General features: G+C 66.0%; 19 protein-coding genes. 11 read left to right on the forward strand and 8 right to left on the reverse strand.

Annotated elements, in window-relative coordinates; genetic code table 11:
- Nucleotides 1-173: 173 nt before the first annotated feature.
- The 3 genes from AC6LJ2_RS07335 to AC6LJ2_RS07345 all read right to left on the reverse strand — a co-directional run bounded on the left by AC6LJ2_RS07335 (nucleotide 174) and on the right by AC6LJ2_RS07345 (nucleotide 2,028).
- Nucleotides 174-602, reverse strand: a complete 429-nt coding sequence (locus tag AC6LJ2_RS07335; RefSeq protein WP_263912916.1) for an organic hydroperoxide resistance protein — start codon at nucleotides 600-602, stop codon at nucleotides 174-176.
- 155 nt (nucleotides 603-757) lie between these two features.
- The gene (locus AC6LJ2_RS07340) at nucleotides 758-1,219 is read right to left on the reverse strand and encodes a MarR family winged helix-turn-helix transcriptional regulator (protein ID WP_498151088.1); all 462 of its coding nucleotides are present in this window, start codon (nucleotides 1,217-1,219) and stop codon (nucleotides 758-760) included.
- 101 nt (nucleotides 1,220-1,320) lie between these two features.
- Complete coding sequence (locus AC6LJ2_RS07345) at nucleotides 1,321-2,028, reverse strand: Crp/Fnr family transcriptional regulator (protein ID WP_263912918.1); 708 nt, start codon at nucleotides 2,026-2,028, stop codon at nucleotides 1,321-1,323.
- Nucleotides 2,029-2,197: 169 nt separating this feature from the next.
- On the opposite strand from AC6LJ2_RS07345, the gene AC6LJ2_RS07350 reads away from it, so the two are divergent.
- The 7 genes from AC6LJ2_RS07350 to AC6LJ2_RS07380 all read left to right on the forward strand — a co-directional run bounded on the left by AC6LJ2_RS07350 (nucleotide 2,198) and on the right by AC6LJ2_RS07380 (nucleotide 10,724).
- Nucleotides 2,198-4,174 (forward strand): AMP-dependent synthetase/ligase, encoded by a 1,977-nt coding sequence (locus AC6LJ2_RS07350; RefSeq protein ID WP_498151089.1) that lies wholly within the window; start codon nucleotides 2,198-2,200, stop codon nucleotides 4,172-4,174.
- A gap of 5 nt (nucleotides 4,175-4,179) precedes the next feature.
- Nucleotides 4,180-4,977, forward strand: a complete 798-nt coding sequence (locus AC6LJ2_RS07355) for an ABC transporter ATP-binding protein (RefSeq protein ID WP_025136584.1) — start codon at nucleotides 4,180-4,182, stop codon at nucleotides 4,975-4,977.
- A 12-nt stretch (nucleotides 4,978-4,989) separates the two neighbouring features.
- Nucleotides 4,990-5,919 (forward strand): branched-chain amino acid ABC transporter permease, encoded by a 930-nt coding sequence (locus AC6LJ2_RS07360; protein WP_263912921.1) that lies wholly within the window; start codon nucleotides 4,990-4,992, stop codon nucleotides 5,917-5,919.
- 23 nt (nucleotides 5,920-5,942) lie between these two features.
- Nucleotides 5,943-7,007, forward strand: coding sequence for a branched-chain amino acid ABC transporter permease (locus tag AC6LJ2_RS07365; protein ID WP_199165343.1), 1,065 nt, complete (start codon nucleotides 5,943-5,945; stop codon nucleotides 7,005-7,007).
- Between the two features lie 127 nt (nucleotides 7,008-7,134).
- Nucleotides 7,135-8,475, forward strand: coding sequence for an ABC transporter substrate-binding protein (locus AC6LJ2_RS07370; RefSeq protein WP_263912922.1), 1,341 nt, complete (start codon nucleotides 7,135-7,137; stop codon nucleotides 8,473-8,475).
- 56 nt (nucleotides 8,476-8,531) lie between these two features.
- On the forward strand, nucleotides 8,532-9,374 hold the full coding sequence (locus AC6LJ2_RS07375; RefSeq protein ID WP_263912923.1) for an ABC transporter ATP-binding protein: 843 nt from the start codon (nucleotides 8,532-8,534) through the stop codon (nucleotides 9,372-9,374).
- Nucleotides 9,375-9,455: 81 nt separating this feature from the next.
- Nucleotides 9,456-10,724 carry a phenylacetate--CoA ligase family protein gene (locus tag AC6LJ2_RS07380; RefSeq protein ID WP_498151090.1) on the forward strand — a complete coding sequence of 423 codons (1,269 nt, stop codon included), beginning with the start codon at nucleotides 9,456-9,458 and terminating at the stop codon, nucleotides 10,722-10,724.
- A gap of 34 nt (nucleotides 10,725-10,758) precedes the next feature.
- Here AC6LJ2_RS07380 and AC6LJ2_RS07385 read toward each other — a convergent pair whose 3' ends face one another.
- From AC6LJ2_RS07385 to AC6LJ2_RS07405, 5 genes are read right to left on the reverse strand one after another with little or no spacing between them, the layout of a single operon-like run.
- Complete coding sequence (locus AC6LJ2_RS07385) at nucleotides 10,759-11,583, reverse strand: sulfite exporter TauE/SafE family protein (RefSeq protein WP_498151091.1); 825 nt, start codon at nucleotides 11,581-11,583, stop codon at nucleotides 10,759-10,761.
- A 10-nt stretch (nucleotides 11,584-11,593) separates the two neighbouring features.
- Complete coding sequence (locus tag AC6LJ2_RS07390; RefSeq protein ID WP_498151092.1) at nucleotides 11,594-12,832, reverse strand: NAD(P)/FAD-dependent oxidoreductase; 1,239 nt, start codon at nucleotides 12,830-12,832, stop codon at nucleotides 11,594-11,596.
- A 30-nt stretch (nucleotides 12,833-12,862) separates the two neighbouring features.
- Nucleotides 12,863-13,285: a YeeE/YedE family protein gene (locus AC6LJ2_RS07395; RefSeq protein ID WP_263912926.1), complete on the reverse strand. Its 423-nt coding sequence runs from the start codon at nucleotides 13,283-13,285 to the stop codon at nucleotides 12,863-12,865.
- Between the two features lies 1 nt (nucleotide 13,286).
- Nucleotides 13,287-13,718 (reverse strand): YeeE/YedE family protein, encoded by a 432-nt coding sequence (locus AC6LJ2_RS07400; protein ID WP_445657788.1) that lies wholly within the window; start codon nucleotides 13,716-13,718, stop codon nucleotides 13,287-13,289.
- Nucleotides 13,715-14,050 (reverse strand): ArsR/SmtB family transcription factor, encoded by a 336-nt coding sequence (locus AC6LJ2_RS07405; protein WP_263912928.1) that lies wholly within the window; start codon nucleotides 14,048-14,050, stop codon nucleotides 13,715-13,717. Before AC6LJ2_RS07405 ends, AC6LJ2_RS07400 begins: the two co-directional genes overlap by 4 nt.
- Before the next feature lie 127 nt (nucleotides 14,051-14,177).
- Here AC6LJ2_RS07405 and AC6LJ2_RS07410 point away from each other — a divergent pair, with 127 nt between their 5' ends.
- The 4 genes from AC6LJ2_RS07410 to AC6LJ2_RS07425 all read left to right on the forward strand — a co-directional run bounded on the left by AC6LJ2_RS07410 (nucleotide 14,178) and on the right by AC6LJ2_RS07425 (nucleotide 17,528).
- The gene (locus AC6LJ2_RS07410; RefSeq protein ID WP_498151093.1) at nucleotides 14,178-15,041 is read left to right on the forward strand and encodes an MBL fold metallo-hydrolase; all 864 of its coding nucleotides are present in this window, start codon (nucleotides 14,178-14,180) and stop codon (nucleotides 15,039-15,041) included.
- A gap of 88 nt (nucleotides 15,042-15,129) precedes the next feature.
- Entirely contained in the window at nucleotides 15,130-16,596 is a 1,467-nt protein-coding gene (gene pap, locus AC6LJ2_RS07415; RefSeq protein ID WP_263912930.1) for a polyphosphate:AMP phosphotransferase, read from the forward strand.
- Between the two features lie 21 nt (nucleotides 16,597-16,617).
- Nucleotides 16,618-17,067 (forward strand): GNAT family N-acetyltransferase, encoded by a 450-nt coding sequence (locus tag AC6LJ2_RS07420; RefSeq protein ID WP_263912931.1) that lies wholly within the window; start codon nucleotides 16,618-16,620, stop codon nucleotides 17,065-17,067.
- Entirely contained in the window at nucleotides 17,064-17,528 is a 465-nt protein-coding gene (locus AC6LJ2_RS07425; protein ID WP_498151094.1) for an HIT family protein, read from the forward strand. The genes AC6LJ2_RS07420 and AC6LJ2_RS07425 overlap by 4 nt, the downstream gene beginning before the upstream one ends.
- Nucleotides 17,529-17,555 lie beyond the last annotated feature (27 nt).

Genomic DNA, 17,555 nt, shown 5'->3' on the forward strand with positions numbered 1-17,555 from the left:
CGAAGGCCTGGACGACGATGACGACGGGGCAGTCCGGAGCGAAGGCTCCGGACCGCAATCGTGGGCGCTCGCCATCAAGACGCCCAGCCCCACGCGCGGCCTAAGCAAGAACACTCCTGCCTAAGCAAACAACCCTAGCCCAATCAGGCCGCGCCCCAGATCGCGCGCAGCGATCAAACTTCAATCGTCAGGGTGACGTCGATATTGCCACGCGTAGCATTCGAGTAAGGGCAGACAATGTGAGCCGCGGCGACAAGCTTCTCCGCTTCAGCACGATCCATCCCCGGCAACGAGATCTTCAGTTCCGCTTCGATGCCAAAGCCGGTCGGGATCGGGCCGATACCCACAGCCCCATCGATGGTGGCGTTGGCGGGCATGGCGATCTTGTCGCGGCCGGCGACGAACTTCATGGCGCCCATGAAGCAGGCGGAGTAGCCGACGGCGAAGAGTTGTTCGGGGTTGGTGCCGGCCGCGCCGGCGCCGCCCAGTTCCTTGGGGGTGGTCAGTTTGACGTTCAGGTTGCCGTCGCTGGATACGCCGGTGCCTTCACGGCCGCCGGTGACGTGGGCGTGGGCGCGGTACAGGACTTTTTCGATGGACATGATGCGTTCCTTTTGGAAGGTTGTGTTGGGACTGCCAGGCTGGCGGGACCGTTCCCGACTCGGCCTTTCCTAATTAAATAGCACACAATTTCATCGTGCGCTATCTTTAATGCCGGATGACGGCACCCGCCATCATCCACTTCAAAGACTAAGGTTCAAAGACTGCTGACCAGCTTTTCCCGCAATTCGTGCAACGCTTTCATGGTGCCCTGGGCTTCCTGCAGCGAGCACTGGGCGGCTTCTGCGATGGCGTGGGGCACGGCTTCGGCCTGGTTGCGCAGGTCGCGGCCTTGTTTGGTGAGGGTCACGATGACCTGGCGTTCGTCTTCCTGGGCCCGCTTGCGGGTGACCAGGCCCGCTGCTTCCAGCCGCTTGAGCAGCGGCGTAAGGGTGGCCGAGTCCAGGAACAGGCGTTCGCCGATGTCGGTAACCGTGATTTCGTCGCCTTCCCACAGCACCAGCATGACCAGGTATTGCGGGTAGGTCAGATCCAGGCCGCGCAGCAGCTTGCGGTACACCTTGTTCATCGCCAGCGAGGTCGAGTACAGGGCGAAACACAATTGGCTGTCTAGCAGCAGCGGGTTGAAGACGCCTTTCGGCTGGGATCTGGATTTCATTGCGCAATATTAAATAGCGCACTATTTATCGTCAAGTTTTTTTTTGCGGCTGTGCGGTACCAGGGTTTTCCAGGATCGGATGGGCCGGAGCCTGTCCGGGATCAGGCGACGTGCTCGCCTTCCACGGCGCTGCGGTCCGAGCCGTATTGTTTCAGGCCGTCCAGGTCCAGCACCCGCACGGCGCCGTATTCGACGTTCAAGAGGCCCGCCTCTTCCAGCTTGCGCAGGGCCTGGTTGGCCCGTTGGCGTGAGACGCGGGCCAGGTAACCGACCTCTTCCTGGGTGATGGTCAGGCGCATGCCCATGCCGGGATACAGAAGGGGGTTGAACAGTTCGGCCAGGCAGCGGGCCACGCGGGCATCGGGGTCGAGCAGGCGGTCGTATTCAGCCTTGCCGATGAATTGCGCGACCCGCTCGTTCAGTTGGTGCAGCAGGTAGCGATTGAACGGGATGCTGGTGTCGAGCAGCCAGTCGAAGGTGGCGGCGGGCAGGCGGGCGACGACGGAATCGCGCAGCGCCACGATGTCGTACTTGCGGACTTCGCGCTTGAGCAGCGAACCCTCGCCGATCCAGCCGCCAGCGGGCACGCCGGTGAGCGACGCGACTTTGCCTTCGGCGTTGCCCACCGATACTTTCACCAGGCCGGCCAGCACGCCGATCCATGCCTGGGCGAGTTCGCCTTTGCGCTCTATGATCGACCCAGCGGCCGCTTGCTGCACGGACAGGTCTCGCTCGACGCGCGCTTGCTGCTCGGCGTTGAGCACGCGAAACCAGGCCGCGGCAAGTTGCAGGGAGTCGGATAGCTGCATCGGGAATACCCTAAAAGTTCCTTGAATGTCGCGATGGTGACAGTTGGTAGCAACCCAACCTTATACCTTAACTCCTGCCGTAAATCTAAAACCAACTGGTCAAGCGCGATATCGCCCGCGCCGCAACTCGCGGCTGCCGGCCCGACGCGCCCAAACCGGAGGAGACAACGTGGCACATTCATCGCCCGCATCTGCACAGGTGCCGGCCGCGCTGGACACCTTTCCAGCGCTGCTGTTCGCGCATGCCAACGTGCGCGGGTCGCGGCCCGCGATACGAGAGAAAGACCTGGGGATCTGGCAAACCCTTACCTGGTCCGACGTGGCGGAGCACGTGCGCCAGGTGGCCCACGGCTTCGCGTCGCTGGGCATCAAGCCCGGCATGCACGTGGCCGTCATCGGTGAAAACCGCCCTCGCCTGTACATGGCCATGATGGCCGCGCAATCGCTGGGCGCGATTCCCGTGCCGCTCTATCAAGACGCCGTGGCGCAGGAAATGGTCTACGTGCTGCAGGATGCCGAGATCAGCGTGGCGGTGGTCGAAGACCAGGAACAGGTCGACAAGATGCTGGAGGTGCGCGAGCAATGCCCCGCGCTCAAGCATGTGGTGTATGACGATCCGCGCGGCCTGCGGCATTACACGGACGCGATGCTGCTGTCGTACGAGAAGCTCGAATCAATGGGCCGCGACTATGCGTCGCAGCATCCCGATTTCTTCGCACGCGCCGTCGCCGCCGTGCAACCGCATGACGCGGCGGCCATGTTCTATACGTCGGGCACCACCGGCAAGCCCAAGGGCGTAGTGCTGACGCACCATGCGCTGATCGACCGCGCTCGCGCCGTGTCCGACATGGAAAAGCTGACGGACCAGGAAGACGTGCTGGCCTACCTGCCCCCGGCGTGGATCGGGCAGAACATGTTTTCGTACACGCAGCTGCTGGTCACGGGCTTTACCGTGAACCATCCTGAATCGCCCGATACCGTGTCGATCGATATGCGCGACATCGGGCCTACCTATTATTTTGCGCCGCCGCGCGTGCTGGAAGGCTTGCTGACGCACGTGATGATCCGCATGGAAGACGCGGGCTACATCAAGCGCAAGCTGTTCCAGGCCTGCATGAAGCTGGCCCGCCGCGTGGGTACGCGCATTCTGGACGGCGAATCCGTCAACGCCTGGGACCGCCTGCGCTACGCGCTGGGCAATGTGCTGATCTACGGCCCGCTGCGCAATGCGCTGGGCATGAGCCGGGTGCGCGTGGCCTATACGGCGGGCGAAGCCATCGGTCCGGACCTGTTCGTGTTCTACCGGTCCATCGGCATCAACCTGAAGCAGCTCTACGGCTCGACCGAAACGTCGGTGTTCGTGTGCGTGCAGCCCGACGGCCAGGTGCGCGACGACACCGTCGGCCCGCCCGTGGCCGGCGTGGAGATCCGCGTGGCCGACAACGGCGAGATCCTGGTCAAGAGCCCGGGCCTGTTCAAGGAGTACTACCGCAACCCGGCCGCCACCGAAGAGGCGCGCAGCGCCGACGGCTGGTTCCACACGGGCGACGCGGGCTACCTGGATACCGACGGCCAGCTCAAGATCATCGATCGCGCCAAGGACGTGGGCAAGCTGGCCAACGGCAGCCTGTTCGCGCCCAAGTACCTGGAGAACAAGCTCAAGTTCTTCCAGCACATCAAGGAAGCGGTGGCCTTCGGCGCCGACCGCGAAGATGTGTGCGCCTTCATCAATATCGACCTGGAGGCCGTGGGCAACTGGGCCGAACGCCGCGGCCTGGCCTACGCCGGCTACACCGACCTGGCGGCCAAGGACGAGGTCTACCAGCTGATCGCCGAGTGCGTCGAGCAGGTCAACGCCGATCTGGCCACCGACCCCAAGCTGTCGGCCTCGCAGATCAGCCGCTTCCTGATCCTGCACAAGGAACTGGATCCCGACGACGACGAACTGACGCGCACCCGCAAGGTGCGGCGCGCCTTCATCGCGCAGAAGTACGGCGTGCTGATCGATGCGCTGTTCGGCGGCAAGTCGTCGCAGTACATCGAGACCGAAGTGAAGTTCGAGGACGGTCGCACCGGCAAGATTTCCGCCGACCTGCGCATCCATCCGGTCAAGACGTTCCCCGCCATCACCGCCCGAGCCGCGTAAATACCATGAGCAACAACGACCGCGACCAGCGCATCGGCGACGTGATGCTGGACATGCAGAACATCTCGCTGTCTTTCGGCGGCGTCAAGGCGCTGACGGACATTTCCTTCAATGTGCGCGAACACGAAATCCGCGCCATCATCGGGCCCAACGGCGCGGGCAAGAGCTCGATGCTGAACGTCATCAACGGCGTCTACACCCCGCAGCAAGGCGGCATCGAATTTCGCGGCGAGCGCTTTTCGCGCATGAATCCGCGCCGCGCCGCTGAAATGGGCATCGCCCGCACGTTCCAGAACCTGGCGCTGTTCAAGGGCATGAGCGTGCTGGACAACATCATGACGGGCCGCAACCTGCGCATGAAATGCGGCCTGCTGTCGCAGGCATTCCGCCTGGGCGCGGCCGAACGCGAAGAAATCGAACACCGCCAGTTCGTCGAGAACATCATCGACTTCCTGGAGATCCAGGCGTTTCGCAAGACGCCGGTCGGCCGCCTGCCCTATGGCCTGCAAAAGCGCGTGGACCTGGGCCGCGCGCTGGCGATGGAACCACGCCTGTTGCTGCTGGACGAGCCGATGGCCGGCATGAACATCGAAGAGAAGCAGGACATGAGCCGCTTCATCCTGGATGTGAACGACGAGTTCGGCACGACGATCGTCCTGATCGAGCACGACATGGGCGTGGTGATGGATATTTCCGACCGCGTGGTGGTGCTGGACTACGGCAAGAAGATCGGCGACGGCAAGCCGGACGAAGTCCGCGCCAACGAAGACGTCATCCGCGCCTACCTCGGCGTGTCGCACTAAGGCGGACGAGACATGGGATTTTTTCTAGAGACCTTATTCGGCGGCCTGATGAGCGGCATGATGTATGCCCTGATCGGCCTGGGCTTCGTGCTGATCTTCAAGGCATCAGGCGTCTTCAACTTCGCGCAGGGCGCCATGGTGCTGGTGGCCGCCCTGTCCATGGCGCGTTTTTCGGAATGGATACCGCGCTGGTTCGGCTTTGACAACATGATCCTGGCCAACGTGCTGGCGTTCATCGTCAGCGCGATCCTGATGTTCCTCTTGGCAGTGGCGATCGAACGCTTCGTGCTGCGCCATCTGGTCAACCAGGAAGCCACCACACTGCTGATGGCCACGCTGGGCATCAGTTACTTCCTGGACGGCCTGGGCCAGATCTCGTTCGGCAGCTCGGTGTATTCCATCAACGTGGGCATGCCGAAAGACCCGTGGATGATCCTGGACTCGGTGTTCGAAGGCGGGTTGCTGATCAACCTGGAAGACCTGACCGCCGCGGTCATCGCGGCGCTGCTGGTCGCGGTGCTGGCGCTGTTCTTCCAGTTCACCTCCACCGGCCGCGCGCTGCGCGCCGTGGCGGACGACCACCAGGCCGCGCAGTCCATCGGCATTCCGCTGAACCGCATCTGGGTCATCGTCTGGTGCGTGGCCGGCCTGGTCGCGCTGGTGGCCGGCATCATCTGGGGGTCGAAGTTCGGGGTGCAGTTCACGCTGTCGACCGCGGCGCTGCGGGCGCTGCCGGTGGTGATCCTGGGCGGCCTGACGTCCGTGCCGGGCGCCATCCTGGGCGGCCTGATCATCGGCGTGGGCGAAAAGCTGTCCGAGGTGTATCTGGGGTCGCTGGTGGGTGGCGGCATCGAAATCTGGTTCGCCTATGTGCTGGCGCTGGTGTTCCTGCTGTTCCGTCCGCAAGGGCTGTTCGGCGAGAAGATCATCGACCGCGTCTGAACCCGGCCTTCTAGGATAAAAACATGTTCTATCGCGAAAACGGCCAATTCAAGACCAGCTATCGCGCTGACCAGCAGATCTTCCCGATCCGCCAGGACCGCATCTTCATCTGGCTGTTGCTGGCGGTGGCGTTCATCGCCATCCCGGCGCTGTCCAGCGATTACCTGCTGCGCGCCATCCTGATTCCGTTCCTGATCCTGTCGCTGGCCGCGGTGGGGCTGAACATCCTGGTGGGCTATTGCGGGCAGATCTCGCTGGGCACCGGCGCCTTCATGGCGGTGGGGGCCTATGCGGCCTGGAACTTCGGCGTGCGCTTTCCGGGCATGCCGCTGATCATCCAGATCCTGCTGGGCGGCTGCTTTGCCACGCTGGTGGGCGTCATCTTCGGCATTCCCAGCCTGCGTATCCGCGGCCTGTACCTGGCGGTGGCCACGCTGGCGGCGCAGTTCTTCGTTGACTGGGCGTTCCTGCGGATTCCGTTCTTCACCAACTATTCGTCGTCGGGCAACGTGTCGGTGCCGCCCCTGACCGCCTTCGGCCTGCCGGTGCAGAGCGCCCTGGAAAAGTACCTGTTCGTGCTGATCCTGGTGGTGATCTTCAGCCTGCTCGCCAAGAACCTGGTGCGCGGCGCCATCGGCCGCCAGTGGATGGCCATCCGCGACATGGACGTGGCGGCCTCCGTCATCGGCATCCGCCCCATGTACGCCAAGCTCACCGCGTTTGCGGTCAGCTCGTTCATCGTGGGCGTGGCCGGCGCGCTGTGGGGCTACATCCACCTGGGCTCGTGGGAACCCCTGGCGTTCGACCTGACCCGTTCCTTCCAGTTGCTCTTCATGGTCATCATCGGCGGCCTGGGCTCGATCATCGGCAGCTTCTTCGGCGCGGCCTTCATCGTGCTGGTGCCGGTGGCGCTGACCAACGTGCCGCACATGCTGGGCCTGACGCTATCGGTGGACACCGCCGCGCACATCGAACACATGGTCTTCGGCGCGCTGATCGTGTTCTTCCTGATCGCCGAGCCGCATGGGCTGGCCCGCTTGTGGAGCATCGGCAAAGAGAAGCTGCGCATCTGGCCCTTCCCACACTGATTTCGCACTGATTTCTGCGGGCCGTGGCGGCAAAAGCGCCGCGGCCCGCATCCTGAATACCCGGCTCCAGACCGGGCCAACCCCGGTGTCCGAGGGTTTATTGACCCAAACACCACGCAGGAGGTAAATGGAGATGAAGCGTCTTAACCTGAAGTTGGCGGCAGCCTTAGTGGCCGCAGCCGGCGCCGTGACCGCGGTGGCCACGCCGGCGATGGCGGCGGAAGAGCAGTTCGTTCCGTTGCTGGTGTACCGCACCGGGTCCTTCGCCCCCCTGGGCATTCCCTGGGCCGACGGCAAGCTGGATTACCTGAAGCTGGTCAACGAGCGCGACGGCGGCGTCAACGGCGTCAAGATCACCTACGAGGAATGCGAAACCGCCTACGCCACCGACCGTGGCGTGGAATGCTATGAACGCCTGAAGGGCAAGGGCACCGGCGCATCGGGCTTTGACACCCAGTCCACCGGCATCACCTTCGCGGTCAGCGACAAGGCCATGGTCGACAAGGTGCCCGTCGAAACGATGGGCTACGGCCTGTCGCAATCGGTGGACGGCAGCGTGTTCGAGTGGAACTTCCCGCTCCTGGGCACGTACTGGACCGCGGCCGACGTGATGATCCAGGACATCGCCAAGAAAGAAGGCGGCATGGACAAGCTCAAGGGCAAGAAGATCGCCCTGGTCTACCACGACTCGCCCTACGGCAAGGAACCGATCCCGCTGCTGCAGAAGCGCGCCGCCAAGGAAGGCTTCGAGCTGCTGCTGTATCCGGTGACCGCGCCGGGCGTGGAACAGAAGTCCACCTGGCTGCAGATCCGCCAGGCCCGTCCGGCCTATGTGCTGCTGTGGAGCGCGGGCATCATGACCCCGACCGCCATCCGCGAAGCCCAGGCCAGCGGCTATCCGCGCGACAAGATGTACGCCATCTGGTGGGCCGGCTCGGAAGGTGACGTGAAAGACCTGGGCGACGTCGCCAAGGGCTACAACGCCATCACCGTGCACAACAGCGGCGCCGAGCACGACAAGGTCTACGACGACTTGAAGAAGTACGTCTACGACAAGGGCCAGGGTTCGGACAAATCGGGCAAGACCACGCTGGGCACCATCGCCCATACCCGCGGCATGATGATTTCGATGCTGCAGGTCGAAGCGATCCGCACCGCGCAGGAGAAGTACGGCAAGGGCAAGGCGCTGACGCCCGAGCAGGTGCGCTGGGGCTTCGAGAACCTGAACATCACCCAGGACCGCCTGAACCAGCTGGGCTTTGGCCAGATCATGCGTCCGGTCAAGACCTCTTGCAGCAACCACAAGGGTGACGACTGGGCCCGCATCGTGCAGTGGGACGGCGCGAAGTTCAAGGTCGCCTCGGACTGGTACCAGGCCGACAAGACCCTGCTGGACCCGATGGTCAAGGAAGCCGCGGCGAAGTATGCCAAGGAAAAGAACATCACGCCCCGCACTTGCGAGAACTGATGTGAACCGGCGGCCGGCGCATCCGCGTCGGCCGCCACCAAGCCGCAGGAAACGCCATGACCGCAGCAACCACAACCGCTACTACCGCCGGCGCCCCCAAGGTGCTGCTCGATGTGAACGGCATCGAGGTGATCTACAACCACGTCATCCTGGTGCTCAAGGGCGTTTCCCTGCAGGTGCCGGAAGGCAAGATCGTGGCCCTGCTGGGCGCCAACGGCGCCGGCAAGACCACCACGCTGCGCGCGATCTCGAACCTGCTCAAGGGCGAACGCGGCGACGTCACCAAGGGCCATATCCAGTACCGCGACCAGCGCATCGAAAAGCTGTCGCCGGCCGAACTGGTCAAGCGCGGCGTCGTGCAGGTGATGGAGGGCCGGCACTGCTTTGCCCACCTGACCATCGAAGAGAACCTGCTGACCGGCGCCTACACCCGCAACATCAGCCGGGGCGACACGAACGCCGCGCTGGACCGCGTGTACCAGTATTTCCCCCGCCTGAAACAACGCCGCGCCAGCCAGGCCGGCTATACGTCGGGCGGCGAGCAACAGATGACCGCCATCGGCCGCGCGCTGATGGCCAACCCCAACATGATCCTGCTGGACGAGCCATCGATGGGCCTGGCGCCGCAGATCGTCGAAGAGATCTTCGAGATCGTGCGCGACCTGAACCAGCGCGAAGGCGTCAGCTTCCTGCTGGCCGAACAGAACACCAACATCGCGCTGCGCTATGCCGACTACGGCTACATCCTGGAAAACGGGCGCGTGATGATGGACGGCGCGGCGCAGGACCTGGCCCAGAACGAGGACGTCAAAGAGTTCTACCTGGGTATTTCCAGCGGCGAACGCAAGAGTTTCCGCGACAACAAGTTCTACCGCCGCCGCAAACGCTGGCTGGCCTGATCCCTGGAGCGGCATGCCGGCGCGGTCCGGCCTGCCGCCGGCAACGACACCGCAGTACGGCACACGAGAGGGTGCGATCCCATGTCCGAGTTTTTCGATGTTCTGGAAACCCGAGCGCCCGAGCAACGCGAGCGCGAGCTGATGGCAGCCTTGCCCGGCGCCATCGCGCGGGCCATTGCCCGCGCACCGGCCATTGCCGAGCAGCTGCGCGGCATCGATCCCGCCACGGTCACGTCTCGCGCCGCGCTCGCGCGCCTGCCCGTGCTGCGCAAGCACGAGCTGCTGGAACGCCAGCAGCACAGCCGCGACGACGCCGCGCGCCCCGCCGGCCCCGAAAAGACCTTTGGCGGCTTCTCGGCCATCGGCTGGGGCGAAGCGATGCGCGTGTTCGCCTCGCCCGGCCCGATCTATGAGCCGGAAAGCGCCCGCGCCGACTACTGGCGCTTTGCCCGCGCCCTGTACGCGGCCGGCTTCCGTGCGGGTGAACTGGCGTACAACTGCTTTTCCTATCACTTCACGCCGGCTGGCTCCATGATGGAGACCGCGGCGCATGCCGTGGGCTGCACCGTGTTTCCCGGCGGCACCGGCCAGACCGAACAGCAGGTGCGCGCCATCCAGGACCTCGCACCCAGCGGCTACACCGGCACACCCAGCTTCCTGAAGATCATCCTGGAAAAGGCCGACGAACTGGGCGTGAAGCTTGATTCGCTGCGCCGCGCGCTGGTGTCGGGCGAGGCCTTTCCGCCATCGCTGCGCGATTGGCTGGCCGCACGCGGCATCGAAGGCTACCAGGCCTACGGCAGCGCCGATCTGGGCATGATCGCGTTCGAAACGCCCGCCCGCCAGGGCCTGGTGCTGGGCGAAGACATCATCGTCGAGATCGTGCGCCCCGGCACCGGCGAACCGGTGCCCGACGGCGAGGTCGGCGAAGTGGTGGTCACCACGCTCAACCCCGACTATCCGCTGGTGCGGTTCGGCACCGGCGACCTGTCGGCTGTGATGCCCGGCATCTCGCCCTGCGGCCGCACCAACACGCGCATCAAGGGCTGGATGGGCCGCGCGGACCAGACCACCAAGGTGCGCGGCATGTTCGTGCATCCGTCGCAGGTGGCCGACGTGGTGCGGCGCCATCCCGAGATCCTGCGGGCCAGGCTGGTCATCAGCGGCACCACCGGCTCGGACCGCATGGTGCTGAAAGTGGAATCGCGGGTGCGTGGTGAAGAGCTGAGCGCCCGCATCGCGGAATCCATGCGCGACGTCACCAAGCTGCGCGGCGACGTGGAATGGGCAGAAGCCGGCGCCCTGCCGAACGACGGCAAGGTCATCGACGACATCCGCACCTACGAGTAAGGCAGGCTTGCCGGCGCCTGGCGCGCTGGCACGCCTAGCGGGCCAGCGCCATCAATGCCTTGACCAGCATTGCCGCGGCCACCAGCGCCGCGAACAGCGCGAAGCTTTGCTGCAATCGCCGCGGCGCGAAACGATCCGCCACCGCACGGCCGGCCAGCATGCCCGCCACCGCAGCCAGCGTGAACGGCAACGCGATGGCCCAGTCCAGATGGCCGCCCGCGGCCGCGGCTACCACGCCGCTGGCCGACACGAGCGCGATCACGGCCAATGACGTGCCGACGATGGCCTGCATCGGCAGGTCGGTCGCGCGGCGCAGCGCGGGCACGATGACAAAGCCCCCGCCCACGCCCAGCAACCCCGACAGGAATCCGGCGATGACGCCCGTGCCGGCCAACGCGCGGGCACAGGGCGCGGTCCAGCGCAGGCGGCCGGTGTCCGAATTGAGCAGGCAGGGCGGCGTGCGCGGCGGCGCTGCCGTGGTGGCGGCCGATCCGGAACCCTGGCGCCACATGCGCCAGGCCACCATGCCCAGCACGCCGGCAAAGATGATGGCCAGCGGCGCATTGGGCAGCCGCCGGGCGGCCCACAGGCCCAGCGGCGACACGACGATGCCGGTCGCCGCGATGAAGCCGGCGGCGCGGTAGCGCACCTTGCCGGCGCGCAACCCCAGCGCCGCCCCCAGCGCGGCCGACAAGCCCACGGCAAGCAGCGCGATCGGTGCGGCCTGCGACACGTTCAGGTGCAGCCCGAACACCAGCAGCGGCACCGCCATGATGGCCCCGCCCGCCCCCGTCAGGCCCAGGATCAGGCCCACGCCACCGCCCAGCCCCAGGCTGATGAGCGTCACTGAATAACTCATGCTGCCCCGCTCAGTTACCCAACGGGCGGGCCAGCCACTCACGACCCTTGAGCATGCCGTTCCAGTAGATCCAGGGCAGCATCGTGGCCTTCAGGAACCAGGCGCTCTTGCGCGGCACGGTCGGATCCAGCGGGAACGTAGGCAGCAGCTTGCCGCCGTAGCCGAATTCGGCCAGCACGATGCGACCGCGCTCGACCGTCAGCGGGCAGGAGCCATAGCCGTCGTAAGCAACCGGCAGCGCATGGCCCTCCCGCACCGCCAGCAGGTTCTCGGCCACCGTGACGATCTGCTTGCGCGCCGCCGCGGCCGTCTTGGCGTTGGTGGTGCTGATGGCGTCGCCCAGGCCGAAGACGTTGCCGAAGCGCACGTGGCGCAACGTGGCCGGGTCGAGCTCGCACCAGCCGGCGGCGTCCGCCAGCGGGCTCTGGCGCAGGAAATCGTGCGGCACCTGGGGCGGCACCGCGTGCAGCATGTCGAACGTTTTCTCGACCCGGGTCACGGCACCCTCGGCGTCCTTGACGTCGAACCAGGCCTTGCGAGCCGGGCCGTCGACGGCGACCAGCGCCGAATTGAACGCCAGCGAAATGCCGTAGCTGTCGACGTAGCGCATCAGCGGCGGCACGAAGGTGGGCACGCCGAACAGCACGGCGCCGGCCAGGTCGAATTCCACCTGGATGCGGTCCAGCACGCCGGAGCGGCGCCAGTGGTCGCACGCCAGGTACATGGCCTTTTGCGGCGCGCCGGCGCATTTGATGGGCATGGCCGGCTGCGTGAACAGCGCCGTGCCGCCCTTCAGGCCGCGCACCAATTCCCAGGTGTAGGGCGCCAGGTCGAAGCGGTAGTTGGAGGTGACGTTGTGCTTGCCCAGCGTGTCCGTCAGGCCGTCGACCTTGTCCCACGCCAGCCGCAAGCCCGGGCAGACGATCAGTTGCTGGTAGCTGACGGCGCTGCCGTCGGCCAGCCGGACCTGGTTGGCCTCGGGTTCGAAGCCGGCGGCGGCCGCCTGCAGCCAGGTGGCCCGGCCCGGCATCACTGCGCGTGTCGGACGCACGGTCTTGGCGATGTCGAACGCGCCGCCCCCCACCAGCGTCCAGGCGGGCTGGTAGTAGTGCTTGTCGCTGGGCTCGATGACGGCAATGCGCAGATCGGGCCGGCGGCGCAGCAGGCTGGCGGTGACGCCGATGCCCGCCGACCCGCCGCCCACCACCACCACATCGAAATCGCGCTGCGCCTTTGCGGCTGTCTGCATGCTTGTCTCCCTGTAGTCGGCGCCGCCCCCTCAGGGCCGGCGCTTGAAATACTCAATGGCCGAAAACAGCCCCATGCCGACGACCATGGCGGCAACGAAAACCAGGGCTTCGTGCACGCCCGCGGCGGCCGCCACCAGCGCGGGCCCGGGACAAAAGCCCGCCATCCCCCACCCCGCGCCGAACGCCAGGCTGCCCGCCGCCAGCCGCAGGTCGATGCGCGTCGCGGTGGGCCAATGCAGCGGTTCGCCGGACAGGCTGGCACGGCGGCGGCGCAGCCAGGCCAGGCCCGGTGCGGCCACCGCCACGGCGCCGCCCATGACGAACGCCAGCGAGGGGTCCCACAGCCCGCCCAGGTCGAGAAAGCCCAGCACCTTGGCCGGGTTGGCCATGCCGGAGATGACCAGGCCCAGCCCGAAGACCAGGCCGGCAGCGAAGGCGAACAGTGCAGGCATGTCAGGCTCCGATCACGTGGCGCACCACATATACCGTGACGAACCCGGCGCCCATGAAGAGCGCGGTGGCCACGAACGAGCGGGGCGAACCTCGCGACAGACCGCACACGCCGTGGCCGCTGGTGCAGCCCGACGCGTATCGGGTGCCCAGGCCCACGAGCAGGCCCGCGACGATCAAACGGCCGGTGCCGGCCTCGACGCTGATGGCAGGCAGGTTCGCAGCCAGGCGATAGAGCCACGGCGACACGCCCAGCCCCAGCAGGAACGCCAGGCGCCAGGCGCTATCCCGCCCGGGAGGAAGCACGCCGCCCAGGATGCCGCTGATGCCGGCAATGCGGCCGGCTCCCAGCATCAACCCCACGGCGGCAGCGCCGATCAACAGACCGCCCAATGCAGCCGTCCAGGGAGTGAAAGCGGCCCAGTCGACCATCATTTCAGCGACGCCATCGCGCGCCCGCAGTACAGGTTGGAAAGGGTTTTCATGACCTGGCTGACTTCGAAGCTGGCCATCTGGTAATAGACGTACTTGCCATCACGGCGCGTGGCCACCAGGCCTTCGTCACGCAGCACGCCCAATTGCTGCGACAGGGTCGGCTGGCGGATGCCGGTCAGGGATTCCAGCTCGCCCACGTTGCGCTCCCCCTGCACCAGTTGGCACAGGAGCAGCAGCCGGTCTTCGTTGGCCAGCGCCTTGAGCAGCGCGCAGGCCTGGGAGGCGGATTCGCGCAGCACGGCGACTTCGCATTCGGTCAGGGGGGCATTCATTTGATGGCGATCAATCGGCGAAACAGGATTTGATCATTATATTGACGTATAAACTATCCAACAATATTATTGAAAAATATATATTGATGGATGTTGACGGCCGCCGCGCGGCCAAGGCGCCTTGCCCATGAATCCCCAGATCCAAGCCTTCTTCGACCCCACCACGGCCACCGTCACCTACGTGGTCCATGAGGCCGCGCCGGGCGGCGCCTGCGCCGTCATCGATTCGGTGCTGGACTACGACCCCAAGTCCGGCCGCAGCAGCACCGCCAGCGCCGACCGGGTCGTGGCCTACGTGCGCGAGCACGGCCTGAAAACCGAATGGCTGCTGGAGACCCACGCCCACGCCGATCACCTGTCGGCCGCGCCCTACCTGCAGCGCCAGCTGGGCGGCGTCATCGCCATCGGCCAGAGCATCCGCACGGTGCAGGGCGTGTTCAAGCAGATCTTCAACCTGGAACCGCAGTTCCCGCTGGATGGATCGCAGTTCGGCCATCTGTTCACGGATGGCGAAACCTTCCGCATCGGCGCGCTGACGGCCACCGCCCTGCACGTGCCCGGCCACACGCCGGCCGACATGGCCTACCGCATCGGCGACGCGGTGTTCGTGGGCGACACGCTGTTCATGCCCGACGTAGGCACCGCGCGCTGCGACTTTCCCGGGGGCAACGCCCATCAGCTGTACCAGTCCATCCAGCGTCTTCTGGGCCTGCCCAGCGACACCCGCCTGTACATGTGCCACGACTACCCGCCCGCCGGGCGCGAGGCCGCCTGGCAGACCACCGTGGCCGAGCAGCGCCGCGCCAACATCCACGTGCACGATGGCGTGGCCGAAGACGACTTCGTGGCCATGCGCACGCGGCGCGACGCCACCCTGTCCATGCCCACGCTGATCCTGCCCGCCATCCAGGTCAACATCCGCGCCGGCCACCTGCCCCCGCCCGAAGACAACGGCGTGCGCTACCTCAAGATTCCCCTGGACACGCTGTAGGCCGCGCGCGTCGGCGGCGCACTTGCGCGCTGCCGGGTTATCCCGCAAGATCGCCCGATCGCACGATTGCCGACCTGACGGATCCCCTATGTTCGCCGAAGCCGAAGCCGACCCCACCCTGTCGAAAGAAGACTTCAAGCCACTCGAGGCGCGGCTGCGCGTGGCGCTGTTGAATGCGCAATACCAGCGCTTGCAGAAGGCCGAGAAGACCCTGCTGGTGGTGGTGGCCGGCATCGACGGCGCCGGCAAGGGCGCCACGGTCAACCTGCTCAACGAATGGATGGACCCGCGTCACATCAAGACGCTGGCCTACGGCGCGCCCGAAGGCGAGGAGCTTGAGCGTCCGCCCATGTGGCGCTACTGGAAAGACCTGCCGCCCAAGGGCAGCACCGGCATCGTATTCGGCTCGTGGTACACGCCGCTGATCCGCGAAGCCGCGCGCAAGAAGCCCAACCAGGACAGCATCGAAGCGCAATCGGTGGCCATCCGCCGCTTCGAAGCCATGCTGGCCGCCGAAGGCGTGCAGATCATCAAGCTGTGGTTCCACCTGTCGTCCGAAGCCCAGCAGGCTCGCGCGCAGCGCCTCCTGGCCAGCCCCGAAACATCGTGGCAGGTCAGCCCGGTGGACCTGAAAGTCCACAAGAAATACGACCGCATCCGCAATAGCGGCCAGGTCGTCATCAACCACACCGACAGCGGCCACGCGCCCTGGGTCGTCATTCCCAGCGCCGACGAGAACATGCGCGCCGCGCGCACGGCCGAGGCCGTGCTGGCCGCCATGCGCCAGCACGCGGTGCCGCGTATTCCCGCGTCGTTCGTGGCGCACACCGGCCCGGCCCGCATCCTGGACCGCCTGGGCCAGCTGGATTACGACGCCAAGGTCGACCGCGACGACTACGAATCCGAGCTCGGCCTGCTGCAAGGCCGGCTGGCGCGCGCCGCCCGCTCGAAGAAATTCCTGGATCGTTCGCTGGTGCTGGTCTTCGAAGGCCAGGACGCCGCCGGCAAGGGCGGCGCCATCCGCCGCATCACCCACGCGCTGGACGCCCGCCAGTTCGACATCACCCCCATCGCCGCGCCCAACAGCTATGAAATGGCGCGCCCCTACCTTTGGCGCTTCTGGCGCCACGTGCCGCGCCGGGGCCGCATCGCCATCTTCGACCGCTCGTGGTACGGCCGGGTGCTGGTCGAGCGGGTCGAAAAACTCACGCCGCCGTCGCAATGGCGCCGCGCCTACGCCGAGATCAACGACTTCGAAGCGCAGTTGGCCGGCAGCGGCGCGCTGGTGCTGAAGTTCTGGCTGGCAGTGACCGCCGACGTGCAGCTTGAACGTTTCAAGGACCGCGAGAAATCGCCCTTCAAGAATTTCAAGATCACCCCCGACGACTGGCGCAACCGCGACAAGTGGAAGGAATACGCCGCAGCCACCAACGAAATGCTGGCCCGCACCGACGTCCAGCACGCCCCTTGGCATCTGGTGTCGGCCAACGACAAGCGCTACGCTCGCCTTCAAGTGCTGCGGCACATCGTCGAAACCCTCGAAAGCCAACTCTGATCCGCAAAAGGACCCGCCCCCATGAGTTCCGCCGACATCCGCCCCGTGGTCCCCGCCGACTTCGACGTCTGGCTGCCCCTCTGGAAGGGCTACCAGGACTTCTACCGCGTCGACATCGCCGATGCCGTCACGCGCAACACCTGGGCGCGCTTCCTGGACCCCGCCGAACCCATGCACGCCGCCCTGGCCTACGACAGCGGCAAGGCGGTCGGCATGGTGCACTGGATCTTCCACCGGTCCACCTGGACCGCCGGCGACTACTGCTACCTGCAAGACCTGTACGTCGACCCGGACACCCGCGGCACCGGCGCCGGCCGCAAACTGATCGAACACGTCTATGCCCAGGCCGCGGCCGCCAACTGCGCCCGCGTGTACTGGCTGACCCACGAAACCAACGCCACCGCGATGCAGCTGTACGACCGCATCGCCGACCGTTCCGGCTTCATCCAATACCGCAAGGTGCTGCCGTGAGCGCGCGCGACCCCAACTGTCCGCTCTGCCAGGAAGACGGCGGCACGCTGCTGTGGCGGGGGCCGCACCTGCGCCTGATCGAAGTCGACGACCCGGATTACCCCGGCTTCACCCGCGTCATCTGGAACGCCCACCTGCCCGAAATGACCAGCCTGTCCACCCACGGCCGCGAGCTGCTGATGCGGGCCGTGTACGTCGTGGAAGAAGCGCAGCAGTCAATCCTGTCGCCCGACAAGATCAACCTGGCGTCGCTGGGCAACATGGTGCCGCACCTGCACTGGCACGTCATTCCGCGCTGGCGCGGCGACCGCCATTTTCCCGATCCGATCTGGGCGCCCCCTCGCATCATCCAGGGCAGCGAACCCGCCGAATGGGCCGAACGCCAGGCCCGCGTGCAGGCGCTGCTGCCGCGCTACCGCAACCGGCTGGTCGAAGCCATGAACGCGCTGTTGTGGCATTGAGTCGCCGATTTCGCAGCCCTGTAGAAA

This window comes from Achromobacter sp. 1014246743, from assembly GCF_059760725.1.